The 19,129-nt window shown below is 46.0% G+C and carries 20 protein-coding genes; 8 read left to right on the top strand and 12 right to left on the bottom strand.

Annotated elements, in window-relative coordinates; all coding sequences use genetic code 11:
- Positions 1–67 precede the first annotated feature (67 nt).
- The gene (locus QUA78_RS04025; protein ID WP_333299727.1) at positions 68–562 is read right to left on the bottom strand and encodes a thioesterase family protein; all 495 of its coding nucleotides are present in this window, start codon (positions 560–562) and stop codon (positions 68–70) included.
- 141 nt (positions 563–703) lie between these two features.
- Between QUA78_RS04025 and QUA78_RS04020 the strand changes: the two genes are divergently transcribed.
- Positions 704–1,555 carry a universal stress protein gene (locus QUA78_RS04020; protein WP_333299728.1) on the top strand — a complete coding sequence of 284 codons (852 nt, stop codon included), beginning with the start codon at positions 704–706 and terminating at the stop codon, positions 1,553–1,555.
- A gap of 120 nt (positions 1,556–1,675) precedes the next feature.
- On the opposite strand, the gene psbM is transcribed toward QUA78_RS04020, so the two are convergent.
- The 7 genes from psbM to QUA78_RS03985 all read right to left on the bottom strand — a co-directional run bounded on the left by psbM (position 1,676) and on the right by QUA78_RS03985 (position 7,081).
- Positions 1,676–1,789, bottom strand: a complete 114-nt coding sequence (gene psbM, locus QUA78_RS04015) for a photosystem II reaction center protein PsbM (RefSeq protein WP_015177760.1) — start codon at positions 1,787–1,789, stop codon at positions 1,676–1,678.
- Between the two features lie 209 nt (positions 1,790–1,998).
- Entirely contained in the window at positions 1,999–2,295 is a 297-nt protein-coding gene (locus tag QUA78_RS04010; protein WP_333299729.1) for a 2Fe-2S iron-sulfur cluster-binding protein, read from the bottom strand.
- 147 nt (positions 2,296–2,442) lie between these two features.
- Positions 2,443–4,338: a TolC family protein gene (locus QUA78_RS04005; RefSeq protein WP_333299730.1), complete on the bottom strand. Its 1,896-nt coding sequence runs from the start codon at positions 4,336–4,338 to the stop codon at positions 2,443–2,445.
- A gap of 141 nt (positions 4,339–4,479) precedes the next feature.
- The gene (locus QUA78_RS04000; protein WP_333299731.1) at positions 4,480–5,865 is read right to left on the bottom strand and encodes a TIGR03279 family radical SAM protein; all 1,386 of its coding nucleotides are present in this window, start codon (positions 5,863–5,865) and stop codon (positions 4,480–4,482) included.
- 172 nt (positions 5,866–6,037) lie between these two features.
- On the bottom strand, positions 6,038–6,373 hold the full coding sequence (locus tag QUA78_RS03995) for a hypothetical protein (RefSeq protein ID WP_333299732.1): 336 nt from the start codon (positions 6,371–6,373) through the stop codon (positions 6,038–6,040).
- A gap of 126 nt (positions 6,374–6,499) precedes the next feature.
- Positions 6,500–6,742 (bottom strand): DUF5615 family PIN-like protein, encoded by a 243-nt coding sequence (locus QUA78_RS03990; protein ID WP_333299733.1) that lies wholly within the window; start codon positions 6,740–6,742, stop codon positions 6,500–6,502.
- A 6-nt stretch (positions 6,743–6,748) separates the two neighbouring features.
- Entirely contained in the window at positions 6,749–7,081 is a 333-nt protein-coding gene (locus QUA78_RS03985) for a DUF433 domain-containing protein (protein WP_333299734.1), read from the bottom strand.
- A 136-nt stretch (positions 7,082–7,217) separates the two neighbouring features.
- Here QUA78_RS03985 and QUA78_RS03980 point away from each other — a divergent pair, with 136 nt between their 5' ends.
- Positions 7,218–8,642 carry a tetratricopeptide repeat protein gene (locus QUA78_RS03980; protein ID WP_333299735.1) on the top strand — a complete coding sequence of 475 codons (1,425 nt, stop codon included), beginning with the start codon at positions 7,218–7,220 and terminating at the stop codon, positions 8,640–8,642.
- 431 nt (positions 8,643–9,073) lie between these two features.
- Here QUA78_RS03980 and QUA78_RS03975 read toward each other — a convergent pair whose 3' ends face one another.
- Together QUA78_RS03975 and QUA78_RS03970 are read right to left on the bottom strand one after the other, a co-directional pair.
- Entirely contained in the window at positions 9,074–9,976 is a 903-nt protein-coding gene (locus QUA78_RS03975; protein WP_333299736.1) for an undecaprenyl-diphosphate phosphatase, read from the bottom strand.
- Positions 9,977–10,046: 70 nt separating this feature from the next.
- Positions 10,047–10,175 carry a hypothetical protein gene (locus tag QUA78_RS03970; protein ID WP_333299737.1) on the bottom strand — a complete coding sequence of 43 codons (129 nt, stop codon included), beginning with the start codon at positions 10,173–10,175 and terminating at the stop codon, positions 10,047–10,049.
- Positions 10,176–10,297: 122 nt separating this feature from the next.
- Between QUA78_RS03970 and QUA78_RS03965 the strand changes: the two genes are divergently transcribed.
- The 3 genes from QUA78_RS03965 (at position 10,298) to QUA78_RS03955 (ending at position 13,198) form a co-directional block, all read left to right on the top strand.
- Complete coding sequence (locus QUA78_RS03965) at positions 10,298–10,909, top strand: thylakoid membrane photosystem I accumulation factor (RefSeq protein ID WP_333299738.1); 612 nt, start codon at positions 10,298–10,300, stop codon at positions 10,907–10,909.
- Between the two features lie 149 nt (positions 10,910–11,058).
- Positions 11,059–11,991 carry a trypsin-like serine protease gene (locus tag QUA78_RS03960; RefSeq protein ID WP_333299739.1) on the top strand — a complete coding sequence of 311 codons (933 nt, stop codon included), beginning with the start codon at positions 11,059–11,061 and terminating at the stop codon, positions 11,989–11,991.
- A 145-nt stretch (positions 11,992–12,136) separates the two neighbouring features.
- Positions 12,137–13,198, top strand: a complete 1,062-nt coding sequence (locus QUA78_RS03955) for a mannose-1-phosphate guanylyltransferase (protein ID WP_333299740.1) — start codon at positions 12,137–12,139, stop codon at positions 13,196–13,198.
- A gap of 124 nt (positions 13,199–13,322) precedes the next feature.
- Here the strand turns inward: QUA78_RS03955 and QUA78_RS03950 are convergent, their stop codons facing one another.
- Both QUA78_RS03950 and QUA78_RS03945 read right to left on the bottom strand, forming a co-directional pair.
- Positions 13,323–14,033 (bottom strand): hypothetical protein, encoded by a 711-nt coding sequence (locus tag QUA78_RS03950; protein ID WP_333299741.1) that lies wholly within the window; start codon positions 14,031–14,033, stop codon positions 13,323–13,325.
- A 1-nt stretch (position 14,034) separates the two neighbouring features.
- Positions 14,035–15,204 carry an AAA family ATPase gene (locus QUA78_RS03945; protein ID WP_333299742.1) on the bottom strand — a complete coding sequence of 390 codons (1,170 nt, stop codon included), beginning with the start codon at positions 15,202–15,204 and terminating at the stop codon, positions 14,035–14,037.
- A gap of 1,145 nt (positions 15,205–16,349) precedes the next feature.
- On the opposite strand from QUA78_RS03945, the gene QUA78_RS03940 reads away from it, so the two are divergent.
- The 3 genes from QUA78_RS03940 (at position 16,350) to QUA78_RS03930 (ending at position 18,669) form a co-directional block, all read left to right on the top strand.
- Complete coding sequence (locus QUA78_RS03940) at positions 16,350–17,054, top strand: DUF1003 domain-containing protein (protein ID WP_333299743.1); 705 nt, start codon at positions 16,350–16,352, stop codon at positions 17,052–17,054.
- A 143-nt stretch (positions 17,055–17,197) separates the two neighbouring features.
- Positions 17,198–17,932, top strand: coding sequence for a cadmium resistance transporter (locus tag QUA78_RS03935; protein ID WP_333299744.1), 735 nt, complete (start codon positions 17,198–17,200; stop codon positions 17,930–17,932).
- 110 nt (positions 17,933–18,042) lie between these two features.
- Positions 18,043–18,669: a hypothetical protein gene (locus QUA78_RS03930; RefSeq protein ID WP_333299745.1), complete on the top strand. Its 627-nt coding sequence runs from the start codon at positions 18,043–18,045 to the stop codon at positions 18,667–18,669.
- Positions 18,670–19,129: the final 460 nt, after the last annotated feature.

The following is a 19,129-nucleotide window of genomic DNA, read 5'->3' as shown; positions in this document are numbered from 1 at the left end:
AAATACAGTCAAAGGCCGCCAGGATGCCTGCTCCACAAAAGTTATTGGGGAGATCTAATAGATAAGTCTAAGGGTTGATCGCCAACTTTGCCAAAGCTGCCTGCACTGTTGGGGGTAATTGACGCATAATCTTACCCTTGTCGCGATCGACACCAACCAAAGTTACCTGTGCCGTCACATATAACTCCTGAGTATCAGCCGATCGAATTTCGTAATCCCAAAGCAGCCGCACACCCTCGCTAGCACCGATCCGCGTTCTGACTGCCACAGATTGACCCATTTGTACAGAGCGGTGGTAGCGCAGCGAAAGTTCCACCACGGGCAATTCCAAACCCTGCGCCACCCAGTCTGCATACTCGATGCCGAGAGAGCGCAAACTTTCCACCCTAGCTTCCTCCATCCAAGCCAGATAAGTCCCGTGCCAAACCACACCGCTGTAGTCAGTATGGTGAGGGTACACTCGCACCAAATATTCAAACCAGCCCTCAGAGTCCATCCCGCGCCGATTTTGAATAGCACCAGCCGGTGCGAGTTCTGGTTGAGTTCGATCGTTCTCTAACACTTTACAAATTGTTCCAAAACGCTACATTTCTACAAATCATAAAACAAACTTCAGGCTTATGCTTGACAGTAAGAAACTAGAGTACCAACGCCCTAGTTTAACGTCGCACAAGAAAACTCAACTGTTTTTACCGCCAAAACCATGATAGAAAAAATTTTAGTAGCCGTAGCCGGTCGCGGCTTGTGCGAAGAGATGTTTAATATGTTGATGGACATCCCTTCCTTGCAACAAACCTCTGTCACCGTCTTGCACGTCGTGCCGCCCCAAGTAACCTCCGATGGCATGGCCGAGAAGTTGGAAGAAGGAGGCAAGATTTTAGCACAAGCAGTCCAGTCTTTGAAAATAGATCCCAGCAAAGTCAATCCCCGGCTCAAACAGGGAGACCCGAAAACAACAGTTTGCCAAGTCGCAGAAGAAGAAAAATCCGACTTAGTAATTATGGGTTCTCGGGGACTCGGACGGCTGCAATCGATTTTGGAAAACTCAGTCAGCCAGTACGTTTTCCAGCTAACATCCCGACCAATGCTGTTAGTAAAAGACGACATCTACGTCAAAAAACTCAAGCGCGTCATGGTGGCGATCGACAAATCGGAAGCTGCCCAACAGTCATTGCAGCTTGCGCTATCTTTGGTCAAAGGAGTCAGTGGCGGAGAGATAATTTTAGTACACGTGACCAAAGATTTGACGGGAAAATCCACCGAAGATTCAACAGCAAGTGCTGAAAAAGACTCGGTATTGGCTCCAGCAGTAGCAATAACGAAACAAATGGGAGTTAGCTACCGCTGTGTGAGTGCTACAGGTAAGCCAGGGGAAGAAATTTGTCGGATTGCAAACGACTTGAATGCCGACTTGTTGGTGATCGGTTCCCCGGATCGGCGACCCAACGTTGCCAAAAGCTTTGTGGATATCGATCGACTCCTGGGAAATTCGCTATCAGACTACGTGCGAGTCTACGCCAACTGTCCCGTCTTGCTAGCCCGCACAGTCGCCTAGACTCTCATCGTTAACACTTAGCAGCCAACACTTAACAGTTAACAAAAAAAGCGCCTCAGCAAAAAGCTGTTGGCGCTTTTTTTTGCAAGCAGCAAAGCCAGACAGAAATAGCAGCAGTTGCTAATCTTTTCTACCTTGACGGCTAGCTGTTTGAATGTACAGAATGATTAGAAAAACACTGGGAACCAATACAAAAAGAATGGTTGCCACAAACCCTAAATCGTTAACTTCCATGAAGACGCTCGCCTCTATCGGAAAATGGAAAAACACACACAACTAGGATATCACTCAAAGGTAGAACGCAAACTTGAATACAGCAGAAGCCAGCACTAGACTGTGGAATAGGTAAAAAATCAAAATTCAGAATCCAAGAATTTTTATTTCCTTTTGCCCAATGCCCAATGCCCAATGCCCAATGCCCAATGCCCAATGCCCACTGGCAGTTAGGGCTTAGTCTTCACGCTGACCTGGCCGTTGACCGTAGCTTGACAAGCCAACCGATAGTTTTCGGGCTTTTTCTTGAGCTTGCGGTTTTCAAAATCAGTGCGGGGCGACAGATTTTCACTTCCCTCGACAATTTCCACAATGCAGGTGCCGCATTGACCTATGCCCCCGCAATTCATCATCTTTCCCGAAAACGTGTACAAATCGATGCGGTTTTCTAGAGCTTTGAGCCTCAAATTCGCTCCGTCTGCTGCGATGACTTCCTGATTTTCCTTCACAAACTTGATATTGGCCATTGCCGATTCCTTAACGCAGTTGACATGGAACTCTATTACAAAATATTAACTAATGTGTCGGACATTTAATACCCGATGTCTAATTGCCTTCGTGATTAAAGGACGCGCGTGCGTAGCTATCCCGTAGGGAATTGTCCCAACCCAATCTCAAGGAGCATCCGAGAGGTTATTAGTGGGAAGATTGCTCACAGCCCGCTGAAGAGACGAAAGCCCCAGGTTGTAGGTGACAATTGCTGACAATCGGTTTCTCTCAGCCCTAGTCAAATCAGTTTCCGCCTGAATCACATCCGTCTGAGTACCCACGCCAGCTTGAAACCGCAGTCTCGCCAGACGCAGAGCTTCCCTTGACTGCAAAACTCCCGCCTCAGAAGTTTCGATATTCTCAAAACTCGACTCCAAGCCAAAATAAGCTTGTTCCACTTCCCGACGCACCTGGTTGCGGAGTTGGTCGAATCGACTTTCGGCGATCGTAATATCAGCCTCCCGCTGTTTCACCCTGGCGTTCGCCGCGCCCCCGTCGAAGATACTCCAAGTCAGACTCGCCCGGATCGAATACCCATCTGCCCAGCCGCGAGCAGCATACGGGTTCGGGTTATCAGGGTCTTGTCCCAGTACGTTGTAACTACCCCCAACGCTCAGTTGAGGCAAACGCCCCGCCTGAATCGATCGCCTCTGCTGCTTGCTGATATCCCTCTGCACCAACTGCTGTTCCAACTCGGGGCGGTTCCTAAAAGCCTGCACGATACTCTCTTCCAAAGACAGCCTCCAAGAGCCGGCTTGCTCTACCGGGTCAGCCGCTGTCAAGTTCGCCGACTGGCTGATATTCAAAATCTCAGCCAGACGGCGCTGGGCAACTCGCTGGTCGCGACGGGCAACTGACAGTTGTTGCTGTTCGTTAGCCAAATTTGCCTGAGCCTGCAACACAGCAAACCGGGTTCCCACCCCGGCCCGTTCCAAAGCTTCGGCATCCCGCAAACTTTGCTGGGCATTTCTCACGGAAGCTTGGCGGATGGCAACTTGTCCGTCGGAGTTTTGCAAGTTGTAGTAAGCCTCAGCAGTGTCGAAGCGGAGTTGCTCGGCTTGGCGTTCCACATCTAGTTCCCGAAGGCGCAACTGTTCCTCTGCCGCGCGGATGTTAGCGCCCCGCCTTCCGAACAAATCGATGTCATAGCTCAACTGCAAAGTGCTGTTGAGACTGTTGCTGCCGAAATTTGTGCCGGCTTGGGGGGCGGGCTGCCCGGTTCCGTTAGCCCGAGAGTTTAACTGGCGCTGCTGAGCCCGGATTCCGAGTTCTCCGCCGGCACTCACAGAACGGCTGGCATCCATTTGAAAATTCAGGTCGGGATAAAGAGCAGCTTGCTGTTCGCGCAAAGCGGATCTGCTTTGTTCCACTTGCTGTCCGGCGATTTGCAAAACTTGGCTGTTGCGGCGCGCGAGGTCGATCGCCTGCTGCAAAGTAATTGACTCTGTTTGCTCGATCCTGACATCCTCCGGGTTTGTCGGAAACTGCAGCGGATTCGGGTTGGGTTCCAGGGAAGCCGGAGGCTTGGTGTCTAAAATGCCCCTCGGAGGGAGAGCGGGGAAACTTTCGTTCGGCGTACCCCGGAGAATTGGTACCGGGGAACTCGGCACTGGAACATTGTTGAGGCGGTTCGGGGAAGGCTGCTGAGCGTCTGTCGGTTCCAACCCTCTTATAGGTGTCGAACCGCCCTGAGACAGAGTTGATGGGGAAGCCGGAGCAGCCTGTTGAGGCTTTGATGCTTGCTCGGACTCGGTTGGGGGAGTTGATGCGATCTTCGCTGCCGATTGCTGCTGAGACTCGGAGGTTGGCGGGTTAAGGGCGATCGACTGTTCGGGATCTGAGGCTGATTCTGGCGCTGTGTTCGAGGTCGATCGAATATTCTGCCCTAATTCGAGCTGATTGCTAAAGGCCAAACTGTCCTGAGATTGAGCCGGAGGCTGTGCTGAAGCACTCTGTGCGGCGTTGCTGAAAGTAATTGCAGCGCCCACTCCGACTACGATGATTTGACGAAAAACACGCATAATTTTTTAATTACTCTGCAATCCTAGAGACAATTTTAGAGCAAGATTGAGGTCTCAAGTTTCTAGTCTGTAGCCTGAACTCGACGGTTACAAGTCACAATTACCCTACTCATCTTAACTTTTGAATGTTCGATTCAAAATTTAGAATTTAACTTCAGCAGTTGCCAGACCGATCGCCGCCGAGATTAGTTCCTCTACTCCGCTAACCGGCAAAATCCGGGTTTTCAGCAAGCTGGCGAGCTGTTCGAGGGTCATGTCGTCTAGAAAACGAGGTTCCCCCTGTTTTAGCATCACCGACGGCAGCAGGATGCCATCTCCCAAGTCTCGCCCCTGCAAAGCTTCCAGCAAATCTTGCCCGGTCAGCAAACCCGTGACAGTGATAGTTTGTCCCCAGTAGCGGCTGCACAGAGCTGCCATGTTGACGGACAAGCCGGGAATTTGGTTTAGTTGTTGTACGATCGGCTCAAAAGCTTTTTCCACAGCATTCCCCACCACCCAAACCAACTTTCGCGCAGGCTCGACTTGCATCGGTTGCAGCTTTTCCAAAGCCGTTTCAAACTGCTGGATAAACTGGCGGATCGAACCCACACCGTTACCAATTTGGGGATAATCTTCGTAATCTGCAGCCGACGGCAAATCTAAACCAGCTATTAAAAACCACTCGTCAGCCAGCCAAATACAGTGCAATTTTGAATTCTTTTTCTTTGCCTTTTCGCCACCTTTACCCTTCCTCAAAAGCACTTGAATTTTCTGCACTTGCTCGATTACTTCTCGCGCTTTTTCCGCAGTTACTGCAATTAATTCATCTTCGGCTGGGCGAAAGCGAGTTAAACCCACGGGCACTACAGCCACCGATGCTACAGCGGGAATATTTCCGGTATGAAACTTTGCCAAATCTAACAAAGTGCGTTCTAAATGTTCGCCATCATTAATACCGGGACAAACAACTACTTGAGCGTGAATTTGCAAGCGGCGTTCTTGAAACCATTTGATTTGTTCTAAAATCTTCCCAGCCCGGAGATTTTTTAGCAAGCGAATTCGTACTTCCGGTTCCGTAGCGTGCACCGAAACATAGAGAGGAGAAAGCCGCATTTGTTCTATTCTGTCCCACTCTTTTTGACTCAGATTGGTGAGAGTGAGATAGCTACCGTAAAGGAAGCTGAGGCGGTAGTCATCATCCTTGATATACAGAGTTTCACGCTTTCCCGGTGGCTGCTGGTCGATGAAGCAAAAAGAACAGCGGTTGTTGCACTGAATGATCCCATCAAAAACGGCTGTTGCAAATTCCAATCCTAAATCTTCGTCGTACTCTTTTTCGATTTCTAACTTGTGAGTTTTGCCTTTACTGTCTAATACTTCTAGTTCTACAAATTCATCGGCGCACAGGAATTGATAGTCAATTAAATCGCGGGGATTTTGGCCGTTGACGGCAACGATGGCATAGCCGGCTTCAAATCCCATTTCGGCGGCGATGCTGTCGGGGATGACTTTGCTAATTAGGGCCAGACGGGTTGATAATTCGCTCATGATTATTGGTTATTGGTTATTGGTTATTGGTTATTGGTTATTTGTTAGCGGAGAATGTTTACAGTTTAACTTGTCTAGACTGACAGAAGCGATCGGGCGATCGCTTCTGCCAGTCTAGGCGAGTGAATTGTTTTTAACAGAATTGACTTGTCGGGTTGCTAAATATACAGCATTATATTTTTTCCATAAACAGTCCTGCAATCCGCACCTCAAAAGTTATTCCAGGAAGCTGAGGCTGCCATCCAACTTGCACCGCTTGGCGTATCCATTGTGCTGCATCAGAGGGTGTTACTGGTTTCACTTCGTTAGTTGGAGTCAAACCTTGAGGATGAGGTCGATCGGTGAGGAGAACTAACACCGAACCCTGTTTTTCAGCGTGTTCGACACCAACATGAATATTTCCGCCAGCGTAGCATGATTGTGTATAAGTAGCTTGTCTTCGGATTAGCCAGATGAAAGGCTGCCCATCAACAATTATTTTTCTGGTTCCTTTTTTCGGTATTGACATAGTTTGCTAAGCTCCTTAGCGTAAAGGTAAAAATCGCACTTGCCCTTCCCATTCTCCTTCCAGACTGCACTCAGATATTAGCAAAATTTCCTCGATCGCCAAACCTACGGAAACACGGCGACTGACTTAAAATAACCCAGGCATTGCAAGACCTGCTTGCATTCGCTCATAGGCGAAGTCGGTCATCGTTGCTACATCGTGAGTTAGTACCGCGCGCCCTTGCAGCGCTGCCCATTCTAAGACAGTTGGGTCGTCTGCTTCGATCGACCCCATATCTTGAACGCGGACAATATCAACGTCGGGATTCCGCCGCAGAATACCTCGGACAATCTGATTGTTAAAGTTCTCGTCTGCCAAGAATCGCAGCATATAAAACTACCCTTTTTGGTTGCGTCTTGCTAATAGGCGATCGCGTATTCCAACTGGGTTAAAACGCCTTTCTGCTTCCTGCTGAACTTCTGCGGCAAGACGTTGACGTTCCATCAGATAAGCGTTAACTTCGGATTGGTGTCGCAAGTAGTAGCCGAGCGCAAAATAAATATCGGAAAGTTGAAGACACGGGTACTGTTCCCTGATTTCTTCTGCTGTGCATCCTTCAAGAAAAGCTGTAATGAGTGTATCTAGGGTGACGCGGGTTCTGCTAACGCGAATCACACCGTTTGCATCAGCCACCAGCGGAATTGGTTCAGCCGTAGGAACAAGTAGCATTTTGAGATTGATGGCAGTGTTAGTTTTCTCTCTTTAGCATAGCAGTTTGCTAAAGTCGATCGCCTTTACAATCAGGATCAGTTCTGGGTTGTGAATTTAGCTTGGCTGTGAGAGGATGTATCAAAAATATGTATTTATGAAACTCAAAATTTTGACGGGACTCCTCACAGGGTTAGTTGTTTCTGCCAGCACAACAGCGCTCTTTTGTCAACCCAGCCGTGCGGGAAATAATAGGTTGTTCGGCAATGGTACTCTCAAATATATTAACACTAGGATTCTGAATGCAGAACCCGTGGTGTGCGCTGGTGTTAATCAAGAGGATACTTGTACGAATAGGACTTTGCGATTCACTCTAAAACAGGGGAGTGATGCTGAGGCTACCTTGAAAAAACTGCCAAAAGTTGACTTAACAGTTGTAGAGTTTACCAACAGGCAAAAGTACAGCGTTGCTAAGATGGGCAACTCAGATTTGGCGGCAGGGGAAAAAGCTGAGGATTTCTTTATTCAGGGTGAGGAAAAATATGAAAAAGGAGATTATCAAGGCGCTATAGCCGCTTACACTCAAGCCATCGTGCTTAATCCTAATTATGCAGAAGCCTACAACAGCCGGGGAAATGCCCGCTATATTTTAGGAGACAATAAGGGTGCTATAGCGGATTTCAACGAAGCTTTGCGAATTAATCCTAACTATGTAGAAGCCTACACCAGCCGGGGAAATGCCCGCGATGACTCAGGAGACAGCCAAGGTGCACTCGCCGATTACAACGCAGCTTTACGAATTAATCCCAACGATTCCTCAGCCTACTACAACCGGGGAGTTACCCGCTATCGTTTGGGAGACAACAAGGGTGCTGTAGCCGATTACACCGAAGCTTTGCGAATTAATCCTAACTATGCCTCTGCCTACAACAACCGGGGAATGGTGCGCTCTCAATTAGGAGATAGCCAGGGTGCTGTAGCCGATTTCAACGAAGCTTTGCGAATTAATCCTAACTTATCCCAAGCCTACGGCAACCGGGGACTTGCCCGCTATAGTTTAGGAGACAAGGAAGGTGCGATCGCGGATTTCAACCAAGTTTTACAAATTAATCCTAACGATGCTCTTGCTTACTACCACCGGGGGAATATCCGTTATGTTTCAGGAGACAACCAGGGTGCTGTAGCCGATTTTAACGAAGCTGTGCGAATCAATCCTAAATATGCCCAAGCGTACATCAACCGGGGGAATGCCCGCGATGATTTAGGAGACAGCCAGGGTGCTGTAGCCGATTACGATCGAGCTTTGCAAATTAATCCTAACTTGGCCGGTGCCTACTTAAACCGGGGCGTTACCCGCTTTCGTTTAGGAGACACGCAAAGTGCTGTAGCCGATTACAACGCAGCTTTGCGAATCGATCCTAACTTAGCCGGTGCCTACTTGAGCCGGGGACTTGCCCGCGCTAAAGAGGGAGACAAACCCGGGGCGATTCAAGACTTTCAGAAAGCAGCAGATTTATTTCAGCAGCAAGGCGATCAGAATAACTATGAAAAAGCCATTAACAATCTGAGGAAACTTCAATAAACTGCAAAAACTCCCCAAAGGTCGCTCGCACTACTAATCGCTAAAAAATAGAATACCCAGAGTCCCGGCTTCTTTAAGAATTTGAGGATCTAATTAAACATTATCAGCATCAGATAGTTTAATTTTTTTTGTATTTTTCGTTACTCTAGCGCGTCTGAAAGAGTTGTGTAAATAAAAGAAAAGTGGTAAGCTCAAATTCCAGAAAAAAAGGGGTTGACAAATCCTTCGCCTTCCTCCTTAACGGCACGCGCGCACATTTTATCTAAATCGTCCGATCTGAATTTATTTTAGACTGCATGAATAGATTCTCTTGCTGTTGAGGTTGCCGACTTTCATTCATTCATAATAATTTTGTAATTCGGCGTTATAGTTCTTAATTCTACCGAGTTTAGAGCGACTTATGTCGCTCCTACTGCTCTCGGATTTACTTTTTAAATATTGTTCACTGCCCCACCTGCAAGCGCGGTCAAAATCGCCACGCCAAAAGCCAACCTGTACCACACAAACACCCACGTATTTTGAGTTTGCAGGAACTTCATCAGCCACGCGATCGACAAATAAGAAAACACCAATGCTGAAATCGTTCCTACGATCAAAGCTGCAACTCCAGCATCGCCGATTCCTTCTCCCAAAGCACCCTTCAATTCCACTAATCCAGCCAGAGTAATGGCAGGAATTCCCAATAAAAAAGAAAACCGCGCGGCCGCGGGTCTTTCTAATCCCATAAACAATCCTGCTGTTAGGGTAGAACCCGATCGCGAACACCCCGGAATCAATGCCATTGCTTGAGCTAATCCCATCAAAATACCGTCTTGAACAGTTAACTTTTCATAAGTGCGATTGCGCTTGCCAATTTTTTCTGCTATTGCTAACAGCAGCGACATGACAATCGAAGCAATGGCGATCGCACCCAAACTTCTCAGGGGCGACTTGTCAAAATCTGGAACCAATATCTTGATTAGCAGCCCAAAAAAGATTACAGGTATTGTTCCCAAAGCAATCCCCAATGCGATCCGAAACTCTTGCGATTCGTAGTCGCGGCGCACCACAGCATCTACAGCACCAAAAGTTATAGTTGTCAAGTCTTTCCAGAAATACCAAAGCACTGCGACAATACTGCCCAACTGAATTACAGCAGTATAAGCAACCCCCGGATCGCCCCATCCCAGGGCGATCGGCACTACCTTCAAATGAGCGCTGCTGCTGATGGGCAAAAACTCTGTTAATCCTTGTACAATTCCTAAAACAATGGCCTGCACCAGATTGATTTGAGCGGGCCCGGAAACATCAGCCGCGGGCGTTTGGGCGAGGAGTACCTCAAGCAAAGCTATCATTAGTTGTGAATTCCCAGTTGTCAGTTTCTAGTAATCAGTTGAATCTAAGATTTTGCACCCTTCTGGGAAGCTAGAAGCCCACCCCACCAAAAATAAATTTTATTGTGGCGCGGACACTTCCAGCCCGCCCCTGAAAAGCCGATCGCAAACGGTAATCTTCCGTCAGTTGAATCACCGTGTCGATCGCTACAACAAGCAAACTCTGATAGTCGATCCGAAACTACTTTAACCTACTCAACAACATTTGCCTACATTGGGGTGATAAAATTAGGAAAGTTTTTGCATCGGATTTCGCCAGCTTACAGCAACTGCCAACAACCTATGATATTTCCAGACAAAAAAAAATCAATTGTTACTGCTGCTTCTGGCCTGGGCTTGCTGCGGCGAATCTTGTCAGCCAGTCTTTTAACAGTGGCGATCGCACTTAACTTGATACTGCTAACCGGCACGCCACCAGCCTTCGCAACTCTCACAGACGATCGCTATGACGGCACTATCTATGCCCTTTATGCAGGCAACGGTTCCCTAGTTCCTCCTAAAGTCAAGATTGCAGATTCTTTCAAACGCCATAAACCCGTATTGTTAGTGTTTTACACTGACGACAGCAGCGACTCCAAGCAATACGCGATCGTCGTCTCTCAACTCCAGGAATTTTACGGCCGCGAAGCCGATTTTATCCCCGTAACAATTGACTCTTTGCCTCCGCAACCGTCACCCAAGCTCACCGAACCGAGCCATTATTACGAAGGTTTCGTACCTCAAACTGTTATCCTCGACCAATCGGGAAAAGTAGTTTTTAACGAAAAAGGACAAATACCGTTTGAACAGGTAGATGATGCTTTTCGGAAAGTATTTGACTTGCTGCCAAGAGAAAAATCCCTCCCACTCAAACGCCGTGTCGTGAACGAACTTAACGTCGAATTGTCGAAGTAAAATATTGCAATAAGAGGACACGGCACTGCCGTGTCCCTACCCGGATTAATTGTATGGAAACTGCACTGCCGTATCCTGATTGTGGGTAACATTAATTCCAATAGTACCGGATTTTATCTAACAGCTATTCACTCAATTCAACATCAAAAATGAAGTCAGCAATCAAAGTTTTATTAATGGCAGTTTTGACTGTATTGTTCGTTTTAGAAACAGCAGAAATCGGGCGAGCAATAATTAGTGCTTTTGGTGACAGCAGTTCCCGCAAACCTTTAGCTTTCAATCAATATACAGGCGTCGCCTATCTCGAACCCACTCAATGTACGGGTTCGCTGCTAACAGGAGGATTGTACGTTCTCACGGCCGCCCACTGTCTCAACGGAGGCGGAGTCAAGGTTCCTGCAGAAACGGCAATTAAAGCAAATTTTAAATTGCCTAGCGGTGAAGTTAGGATCTCTGTTAGCAATTATTATATTCATCCGGGTTGGAATGGTTATGAGTCAGAAGTTGGCAACGATATTGCTATTTTAAAACTGAAAAGGGTTCCACCAAAAAGTATTGAACAATACGATATAAATAGAAACAAGAATGAAGTCGGCAAAGTATTGACAAAGGTGGGATACGGATATATAGGTTTAGGTGCAAAGGGACAAGATGAAAATTCTAATTCTGAGGCAAAAAGATATAGCGGACAGAATCGCTATGATGCTTTAATTGATGTTTTGAAAGATGCTACAGAATCAGATATGTCCGATTTGGTTTTGGGAAGTCAATTAATCTTTGATTTTGACGATGGAAGTGCGGAACGCGATACTTTGGGGAGGCATTTTCCGAAGTTGCGCGATCGAGGTTTGGGGAAAAATGAGATAGCTACGGCTAGCGGAGATTCGGGCGGGCCTTCGTTTGTCGGCGGGAAGATTGCGGGGATTAGTTCTTGGGGTTATAGCGATCGGGGATTTTTCAAAACAAACATCGCCGATATTGATAAAATTGACGACAATGGCAGTTTCGGGGAAATTTCCGGCGACACGCGGGTATCGTTTTATGCTAATTGGATTGACAAGATCACCCAAAATCCCTCCTAGGCATTTTTTAAATTCCTACTAAATAAAAAACGTAGCGCGTTAACGCCACGCTGCCAACAATTAATTAGTTCGATCAATTATATCACGACCGTTTCAATCCCTCAAGTGTCAGGCAAAATAGATCAGAACCGTTTAACTTCAAATCATGACCAAAACCTTAATTCCCGTAATTCTCGCCGGCGGTAAAGGCGAACGTTTCTGGCCGCTGAGTCGCAAACAGCGGCCCAAGCAGTTTTTGAGTCTAGACGGTAGCGGCAAGAGTTTGTTGCAGGCTACTGCCGATCGACTATTAACATTAGGTAACGGTTGGGACGATTTGTGGGTGGTAACGTCGGAAATGTTGGCGGCGGGAGTCCGCGAACAGTTGCCGCTGCTGCCTCCTGAGAATTTGCTGGCGGAACCGGAGGGTCGGGATACGGCGCCGGCGGTGGCCTGGACTGCTATAGAAACTGCGAAGCGTTACGGTGAGGATGCGGTGGTTGGTTTTTTCCCGGCTGATCACTGGATTGGGGAACCACAGGAGTTTGTCAAGACTTTGGAGGCGGCGGCCGAGTTGGCGAAAAATCAGGATGCGATCGCCACTTTGGGAGTAAAACCGAGTTATGCTTCCACCGGTTACGGCTACATCGAACAAGGCGAGGAAATCGGCAGTTTTGGGGGTTTTCCGGCCTATCGGGTGGCGAGGTTTACAGAAAAGCCCGATCGCACAACTGCTGAAGAATTTGTAGCCAGCGGCAAGTTTAGTTGGAACGGCGGAATTTTTGTCTTTCGAGTCGGAACAGTCTTGACAGAATTGCGAAATCATGTACCGGAAATGATGGCAGCTTTGGAGGCAAAAGGCGCGCAGGCGTACTCAGAATTACCCAAAATTAGCATCGATTACGCGCTGATGGAGAAGACGCAAAAAGCCTGTGTTCTGCCTGTAGGCTTTAGCTGGGACGATTTGGGAGATTGGAATGCGATCGGTCGTTTGCTGCAGGGAGACAAGCCCAATGTGGAATTAGCAAAACACGTCGGAATTGACACCAAAGGCGGCATTTTCTATGCAGCGGATGAGAACGAGGTGATTGTCACCATTGGTTTAGAAGATGTCGTAGTTGTCAGAGATGGCAACGTAACTTTGATTGTGAAAAAGGACAGGACGCAGGAGATTAAACAGGTAATTAAGGTGTTGGGAGAAGATGAGAAGTTGAAAGATTTATTGTAAGGGCAGACACAAAACTAAAAAAACTGTTTCGTAGTAAGGACTTCAGTCCTTTCTTACCCAACGGGGACGCAAGGACTAAAGTCCTTACTACGAACTTCTGGACTTAGCCTACTTAAAAACCCGCTTATTCACTAGAATCTACTTTCTTCTTGAAATGCTGAGCAAATTGACTTAATGAGTTATTTCGGGCGATCGTTTGATGGTTAATCTCTAGTTTATCTGCAACTTTCTCTGAGTCATGCTCATAATATTGCTGCTTTTCTAAATCTCTATCTTTAAGTTTAGGATTTATTTTTTTTACAATATCTTTAGAAAACTTGATTAAATACTCCTTAGCATTTTTTCCTCCCGGTTCAGATTCTGTTATTAAGTGTGTTTCACCTTTTTGATATTTTTTAGCAAACTTTTCCCATTTTGGATCGCTTCTAGTTCCGAGATTTTTTGTAAAGTAGCAACAAATGCCAAGACAGTCAACTAATAACCAAGCCTCAAGTTCTTGACGTATGAGTATTAACAAAGCTTTACCTTGAGATTGTTCTACAACTTTCTTAATTCGGTTAATGAGAGAGTTAGGTTCTTGCAATCGTTGAGCTTCAGATTGTACCCCATCTGCATCAAGCAAAAATATTACTAATTCGCTGTTTTTAAGATAAATATCAACTGCGTTTTTTAAGCCATCTCCTCCTTGTTTTCGTATTGCTTGATTGAAAGCTTCTTTAGAACTGGTCAAAACATTTATATTGGAGTCATAGTATTTAACAATCTTCTGAGCTATACAGCAAACAGTTTTACTATCAAAATCTGACTCGGGAGTCCAGATCAGAATATTATTCATACTATTGTTCTAAAATTTCTTGTAATAGATGACTGTGATAAACTGCACTGCCTACTCCAAAGTCTCTCATCCATTCAGATAAATCCTCCCGACGTTTACCTAACTCATCTAGGAGAAATGCTTGTGTTCCAAAGCCATCCCTGTTGCTGAGGAGAATTACAGAAACATCAGAATTTATTTCCTCCAAATTGAAACAGTCAAGTAATTGAGAACTATGAGTTGTAATAATTACTTGTGTCTTTTTAGACAGTCTTTGTACTACAGATGCAACATCTCTTAAAATTCCCGGATGCAGATTTCGTTCTGGCTCTTCAATACCAATCAGGGTAGGTAGCTTATCTTCATAAAGTAGTGTATAATAAGCTATAATTCTGAGAGTGCCATCTGACATATTGGACAAGGGAACCTCTAATCTATCTTTTTCCAAGACTTTAACAATTTTCTCTTCTTTTTCGGGGACTAACTTTAACCTGATACCCATACAACTATCAAGTTCTTGACTGATTAATTGAAACTTTTCTGGCTTATTTTCAGCCCAGTATTGTAAAACATCTTGAATTTCCCTACCTCTGCTGTCCAGACTGGGAATGTTTTCTTGTGTAATCGGAATATTGCTACCAATTACAAACATGGAGCTGCCTCTCATCAATTCAGGATCGAGATCGTAGAAGTCCCAATTTCTAATAAATTCTGATAGTCTTGAAGTAAATGGTTTGTCTCCAAAATCGCCAGCAGATTTTAAGGCTAAATAACCAGCTTTGGATTGATAGGTTTGAGGATTTCTACCATTTTCATCTTTGACTTTACCTTCGCCATTTTTGATGTCTATTACTTTAGTTTTACCGATACAAAGTGTTTCTTGAGAATAAAAAGGTTTTCCGGCTCCAAGATCCACAGCTACAGTATATTCTGCTGTTTTTCTTTTTTCTTTGACGGTAATAGAAAAAGCCAAATTTTCTTTTACCCCAAATTTTAAAAATTTTTGCATAACTTCAGCAGGGGGGGGAGAACCAGCTTTAAGCATATAACTTATAAGAGCTAATGCTGCTAAAGAGTTAGATTTTCCGCTAGAATTGCAGCCTACTAGAATCGTTAAATCTCTAAAATTAAGCTTGACATCACCTAAGCTCTTAAAGTTTTTTATATTGGCTGATACAAGTTGAATACTCATAGGTTCACCTAATTTCTAATAAAGTAAAATAATTTAAGCGTCAACAATACGAAAGCCCGATACTTTTGCGTAACATACCATTTATAAAACTCACAACCATAGAGTCTATAGTACCATCAGGAATAATAGCAATAGCCCGATCGCACCCCCCTCCCTCCCCGAAAATTCGTGAAGCGAAGCTATCCCGTAGGGAATCGCACCCTTTCCCCCAAGTTATTCCTCAAGACACTGGTCAGCTTGGTTAACAGCCCTATGCTAGTAGTTATATTGCCCTTAAACCCGATCGACCCGGAAGCCCCTTGTTTAGCCTAGTTAAAAACACTTCTGGCAAAGGAGAAATTCTAGAGGTCTTCTTCCGCAACGGTTGGGGCTACATGAAACGCGTGCTTGTCGCAGAAAAAACGCGAGCAGGGGCGAGAACCCAACGCCATCAATCTTTTTCGGCACAATATTTAGTGTGCCTGCGTAAGTCCTGACTATACAGAATCCCCCTTCGCCGACTTTTGCAATCCGAGTTCCACACTATGACGACTCCCGCCAAACATCGTTTCGGCTTGACGGGATCACCCTCCCAAGTAGTCTGGGGCGACTTTCGCCATGAAGTCTCGTTTGCGACTTCCCGTTAAGTTTTGGGCTGCATCGAGGAATGTCGCGAATGATTATCACTGAGCATCTTCTAGCTTTTTTGTGATGTTTAGAGGAGAGGCAATCGCCAATGGTGGCATTGCCTCTCCTCTATTGTGCCTGGGACTTTATTTTTTCCCAAGCCCGCAACTGCGTAAACGCGCTTTACCTCCACCTCCCCTGGCACGCTGACGGGGTTGCTGGAACAAGCGCCGGCTCATACACCGCGCTCAAGGCGCCGCAAGAGGGCATCAAAGGCTTTCTGGTTTAATTCGGTCATCGCCCGTAGGAATCGGTCAAGGTGAGCGTGTACGTTCGATGTTGAGCATTCCCCTCACCCTGTCTCGTTCTTCCTATTCTCTCCTATTTCCCAACAAGTCTATAAATTGAAGTGATTGATTTGATAAAAAAGAACATTTGCTCTTATGAGTGGAGGTTGACTAAAGTAAAGCCATCAAAGAAAAACACAAGCGAACATTAACCAGTCAGCTTCAACTAGACATTCACCCGTGAGGTTTGCCATGAAATCCACTCAATCCAAAAGCGTTAATGCAAAAGTGAAAACCGCCAGCCATCAAATGCCTTTACAGCTTACCCTTCAAAAACCAGAGGAAAAAGCCTTAACTCGCGGACAGCTTTTAGCAGATACCCTAGCAGCGAAAGTGGGTTCGTGGCCGTTTTTGATTGGACAGACAGTAGTCCTCGCCGGGTGGGTGGGCGCGAACCTGACACCGGGCCTTCCTCACTGGGATCAGCAGCCCTTCATCCTGCTCAACTTAGTATTCTCTTTTGCCTCTGCTTACACTGCACCGATTGTGTTAATGAGTCAAAACCGCCAGTCGGATGACGAACGCGAACAAAATCTCTACAATCATCAAGTTAATCTCAAAGCGGCTCACGATGTGGTATTACTGCACGAAAAGATCGATCGATTAAGCCACCACATTCCTGACTTAATGGAAAAGCTCAATCAGCAACAGCCATCTGTCAGTCCCATCAAAGTGATGGTGATGCCAGCCCCCGTTAAGGCAATTACCGATGGTAATGAAGCAGCTAAGCCGTCTGCTTCCGATCGGAAGCAGAAGCCTGAGGTTCCCATCCTACTTCCCCAAGTATTTAAATCGAAATTTGACTCATCTAAATATGCAGAAGTGATGCCAATTTTACTGCCAACTCAAAAGCCATCAACACATTCGGTATCCGCGTTAAGCTATTTCAAGCTGTGACAATCGACGTTACTAATCAGTGAATGAGAGCGTCAGTCTAGCCAATCTGTTAAGTAACATTTTTAACACATAAAACTCCTCAATATCAATTAATTTTCGGCACTTTTCCAGCAATCCTACCATCACCATCTAGGCAGTTAGATATGAACCCCTTCATTACCGCTATTTCCACAGGTTTTACAGCTTTCACCGCCACAAATTTAGATGATATTGTCATCTTGCTGCTGTTTTTCTCCCAAGTCAATGCTGTTTTTCGACGGCAACACATTGTTACAGGACAATATCTTGGGTTCGCAGCACTGGTGCTGCTTAGTCTTCCTAGCTTCTTTGGCTGTATGATGGTGCCGCGCCCTTGGGTGGGGATGTTGGGGTTAGTACCAATTGCCATTGGAGTCAGCCGCCTGCTAAATCGAGATACAGAGGCGGATGATGAAAATACAGCTACAGATTCGCCTCCATCCACTATCTTTGCTAGTATTTTATCGCCACAAACTTATAGTGTAGCTGCGGTGACATTTGCTAATGGAGGTGATAATGTGGGGATTTATGTCCCGTTGTTTGCCAACTGCACTTGGGATAGCCTGCTAGTGATTCTGAGCGTCTTTTTCTTGCTAGTGGGTGTCTGGTGTTATGTGGCGTATCAACTAACTCGCATGAGCGCGATCGCGACCCTACTTGTCCGCTACGGTAATTCCCTTGTTCCCTTCGTTCTAATGGGTCTGGGTACGCTGATCCTGCTCGATAGCCATACTCTAGAGAGTCGGGATTTAACGGTAGTTACTTTAGCTATCAGTTGCTTGTGGCTGCTGATATTGCTTAAAGACAGTTATCAATCGTTAGAGACTGCACCTAAAATCGAAAAATTTGAGGTAAACTAGGGTTCAAGTTTCCTCCACTTTGCTGAAGTTGGAAAATCATTTATAATTTCAGCAAAGTGGAGGGGTTTTCTAAGAACAAACTCTGATTTCTTACACAAAGGACAACAAAAATGAGCAAGTTTTTCAAAGTGATTCTGGTGGCTTTAGTGCTTTTCGTAAACTTAGCTGTAGCTCAGCCTTCTTGGGCCGGCAAGGATTTCACAAAGGGGGCTGACTATGCGGAAGTGACACAGGAATTGAATCAACTTTTGTCAGCTCAGAGCGATCCTTCGACTGCGGGTTATACGCCTGAACAGTACCAACAGCGGTTGGCCGAATTGCAAATGCAGAAGTACGTGATCGAAACTGCTAAAAAGCGGGCTCAGTGTCGTAATGAAACCGGGCAAACGCTGGCAGTTTATGCTAATAAGCCGAAAAAATCGCCCACGCAACTTTATTTCCTGGCAGCCGGTGAGATTACAGATGATGATTGGGATTGCGATGGTATTTACTTGCCAGCAGAGACTCAAGCTACTTTAGGCCCGGCGACTGAGCCACTTTCTTTGGCTGAACCGGTTGCTATTAAGGTTGTAGATGGTACGCAGCTAGTTGCTACAACGAGTGCAGCAACGGGTGGTATTCAATTGAATGTTGCCCCTGCTAAAGTTTTTAAAGCGGGTGAGACAACTTGGGCCCTGCCCTCGTTTTCTCAGGCAGACATTAATGCACAAATTCCTACGCCGCAACTGATTGATTAATGCTTCTTTAGGAACGGTTAATAGTTAGGGACTTGGGAAAAAATAAAGTCCCAGGCACAATAGAGGAGAGGCAATGCCACCATTGGCGATTGCCTCTCCTCTTTAGATCGCAAAAAAGCCAGAAGATGCTGAGTGATAATCATTCGCGACATTCCTCGATGCAGCCCAAAAGTTAACGGGAAGCCGCAAGCGGTCAACTCGCCTGCAAATATGACGTGGAAGGGACTCAAACCAATTGTACATTTGCTAGAAACGACCTATGAAAAAGGGATTAAGGTTCCATCTCAGGAACTAAAAAAGTACCTCCGCTTCTGCCATCGCTCCTCCATCCTGCCTAAATGGGATATCGCAATTGTTCCCACTTGATTGGGATTTTATTTAATCGCCAGTCGCTTTCTGGTAAAAATACTTTAGGCTGTTTCTCAATCAACTTATTCCACTCTGCGGAATCGACAGAGGG

This window comes from Microcoleus sp. K4-B3, assembly GCF_036704615.1.
Classification (GTDB): Bacteria; Cyanobacteriota; Cyanobacteriia; order Cyanobacteriales; family Microcoleaceae; genus Microcoleus.
Note: the sequence above shows the minus strand (reverse complement) of the source record. Positions and strands in the feature narration are given on the sequence as shown.

Coding starts and splice junctions, on each gene's coding strand:
- QUA78_RS04020 (WP_333299728.1), top strand. CDS start 704: ATGATAGAAAAAATTTTAGTAGCCGTAGCCGGTCGCGGCTTGTGCGAA.
- psbM (WP_015177760.1), bottom strand. CDS start 1,789: ATGGAAGTTAACGATTTAGGGTTTGTGGCAACCATTCTTTTTGTATTG.
- QUA78_RS04010 (WP_333299729.1), bottom strand. CDS start 2,295: ATGGCCAATATCAAGTTTGTGAAGGAAAATCAGGAAGTCATCGCAGCA.
- QUA78_RS04005 (WP_333299730.1), bottom strand. CDS start 4,338: ATGCGTGTTTTTCGTCAAATCATCGTAGTCGGAGTGGGCGCTGCAATT.
- QUA78_RS04000 (WP_333299731.1), bottom strand. CDS start 5,865: ATGAGCGAATTATCAACCCGTCTGGCCCTAATTAGCAAAGTCATCCCC.
- QUA78_RS03995 (WP_333299732.1), bottom strand. CDS start 6,373: ATGTCAATACCGAAAAAAGGAACCAGAAAAATAATTGTTGATGGGCAG.
- QUA78_RS03990 (WP_333299733.1), bottom strand. CDS start 6,742: ATGCTGCGATTCTTGGCAGACGAGAACTTTAACAATCAGATTGTCCGA.
- QUA78_RS03985 (WP_333299734.1), bottom strand. CDS start 7,081: ATGCTACTTGTTCCTACGGCTGAACCAATTCCGCTGGTGGCTGATGCA.
- QUA78_RS03980 (WP_333299735.1), top strand. CDS start 7,218: ATGAAACTCAAAATTTTGACGGGACTCCTCACAGGGTTAGTTGTTTCT.
- QUA78_RS03975 (WP_333299736.1), bottom strand. CDS start 9,976: ATGATAGCTTTGCTTGAGGTACTCCTCGCCCAAACGCCCGCGGCTGAT.
- QUA78_RS03965 (WP_333299738.1), top strand. CDS start 10,298: ATGATATTTCCAGACAAAAAAAAATCAATTGTTACTGCTGCTTCTGGC.
- QUA78_RS03960 (WP_333299739.1), top strand. CDS start 11,059: ATGAAGTCAGCAATCAAAGTTTTATTAATGGCAGTTTTGACTGTATTG.
- QUA78_RS03955 (WP_333299740.1), top strand. CDS start 12,137: ATGACCAAAACCTTAATTCCCGTAATTCTCGCCGGCGGTAAAGGCGAA.
- QUA78_RS03950 (WP_333299741.1), bottom strand. CDS start 14,033: ATGAATAATATTCTGATCTGGACTCCCGAGTCAGATTTTGATAGTAAA.
- QUA78_RS03945 (WP_333299742.1), bottom strand. CDS start 15,204: ATGAGTATTCAACTTGTATCAGCCAATATAAAAAACTTTAAGAGCTTA.
- QUA78_RS03940 (WP_333299743.1), top strand. CDS start 16,350: ATGAAATCCACTCAATCCAAAAGCGTTAATGCAAAAGTGAAAACCGCC.
- QUA78_RS03935 (WP_333299744.1), top strand. CDS start 17,198: ATGAACCCCTTCATTACCGCTATTTCCACAGGTTTTACAGCTTTCACC.
- QUA78_RS03930 (WP_333299745.1), top strand. CDS start 18,043: ATGAGCAAGTTTTTCAAAGTGATTCTGGTGGCTTTAGTGCTTTTCGTA.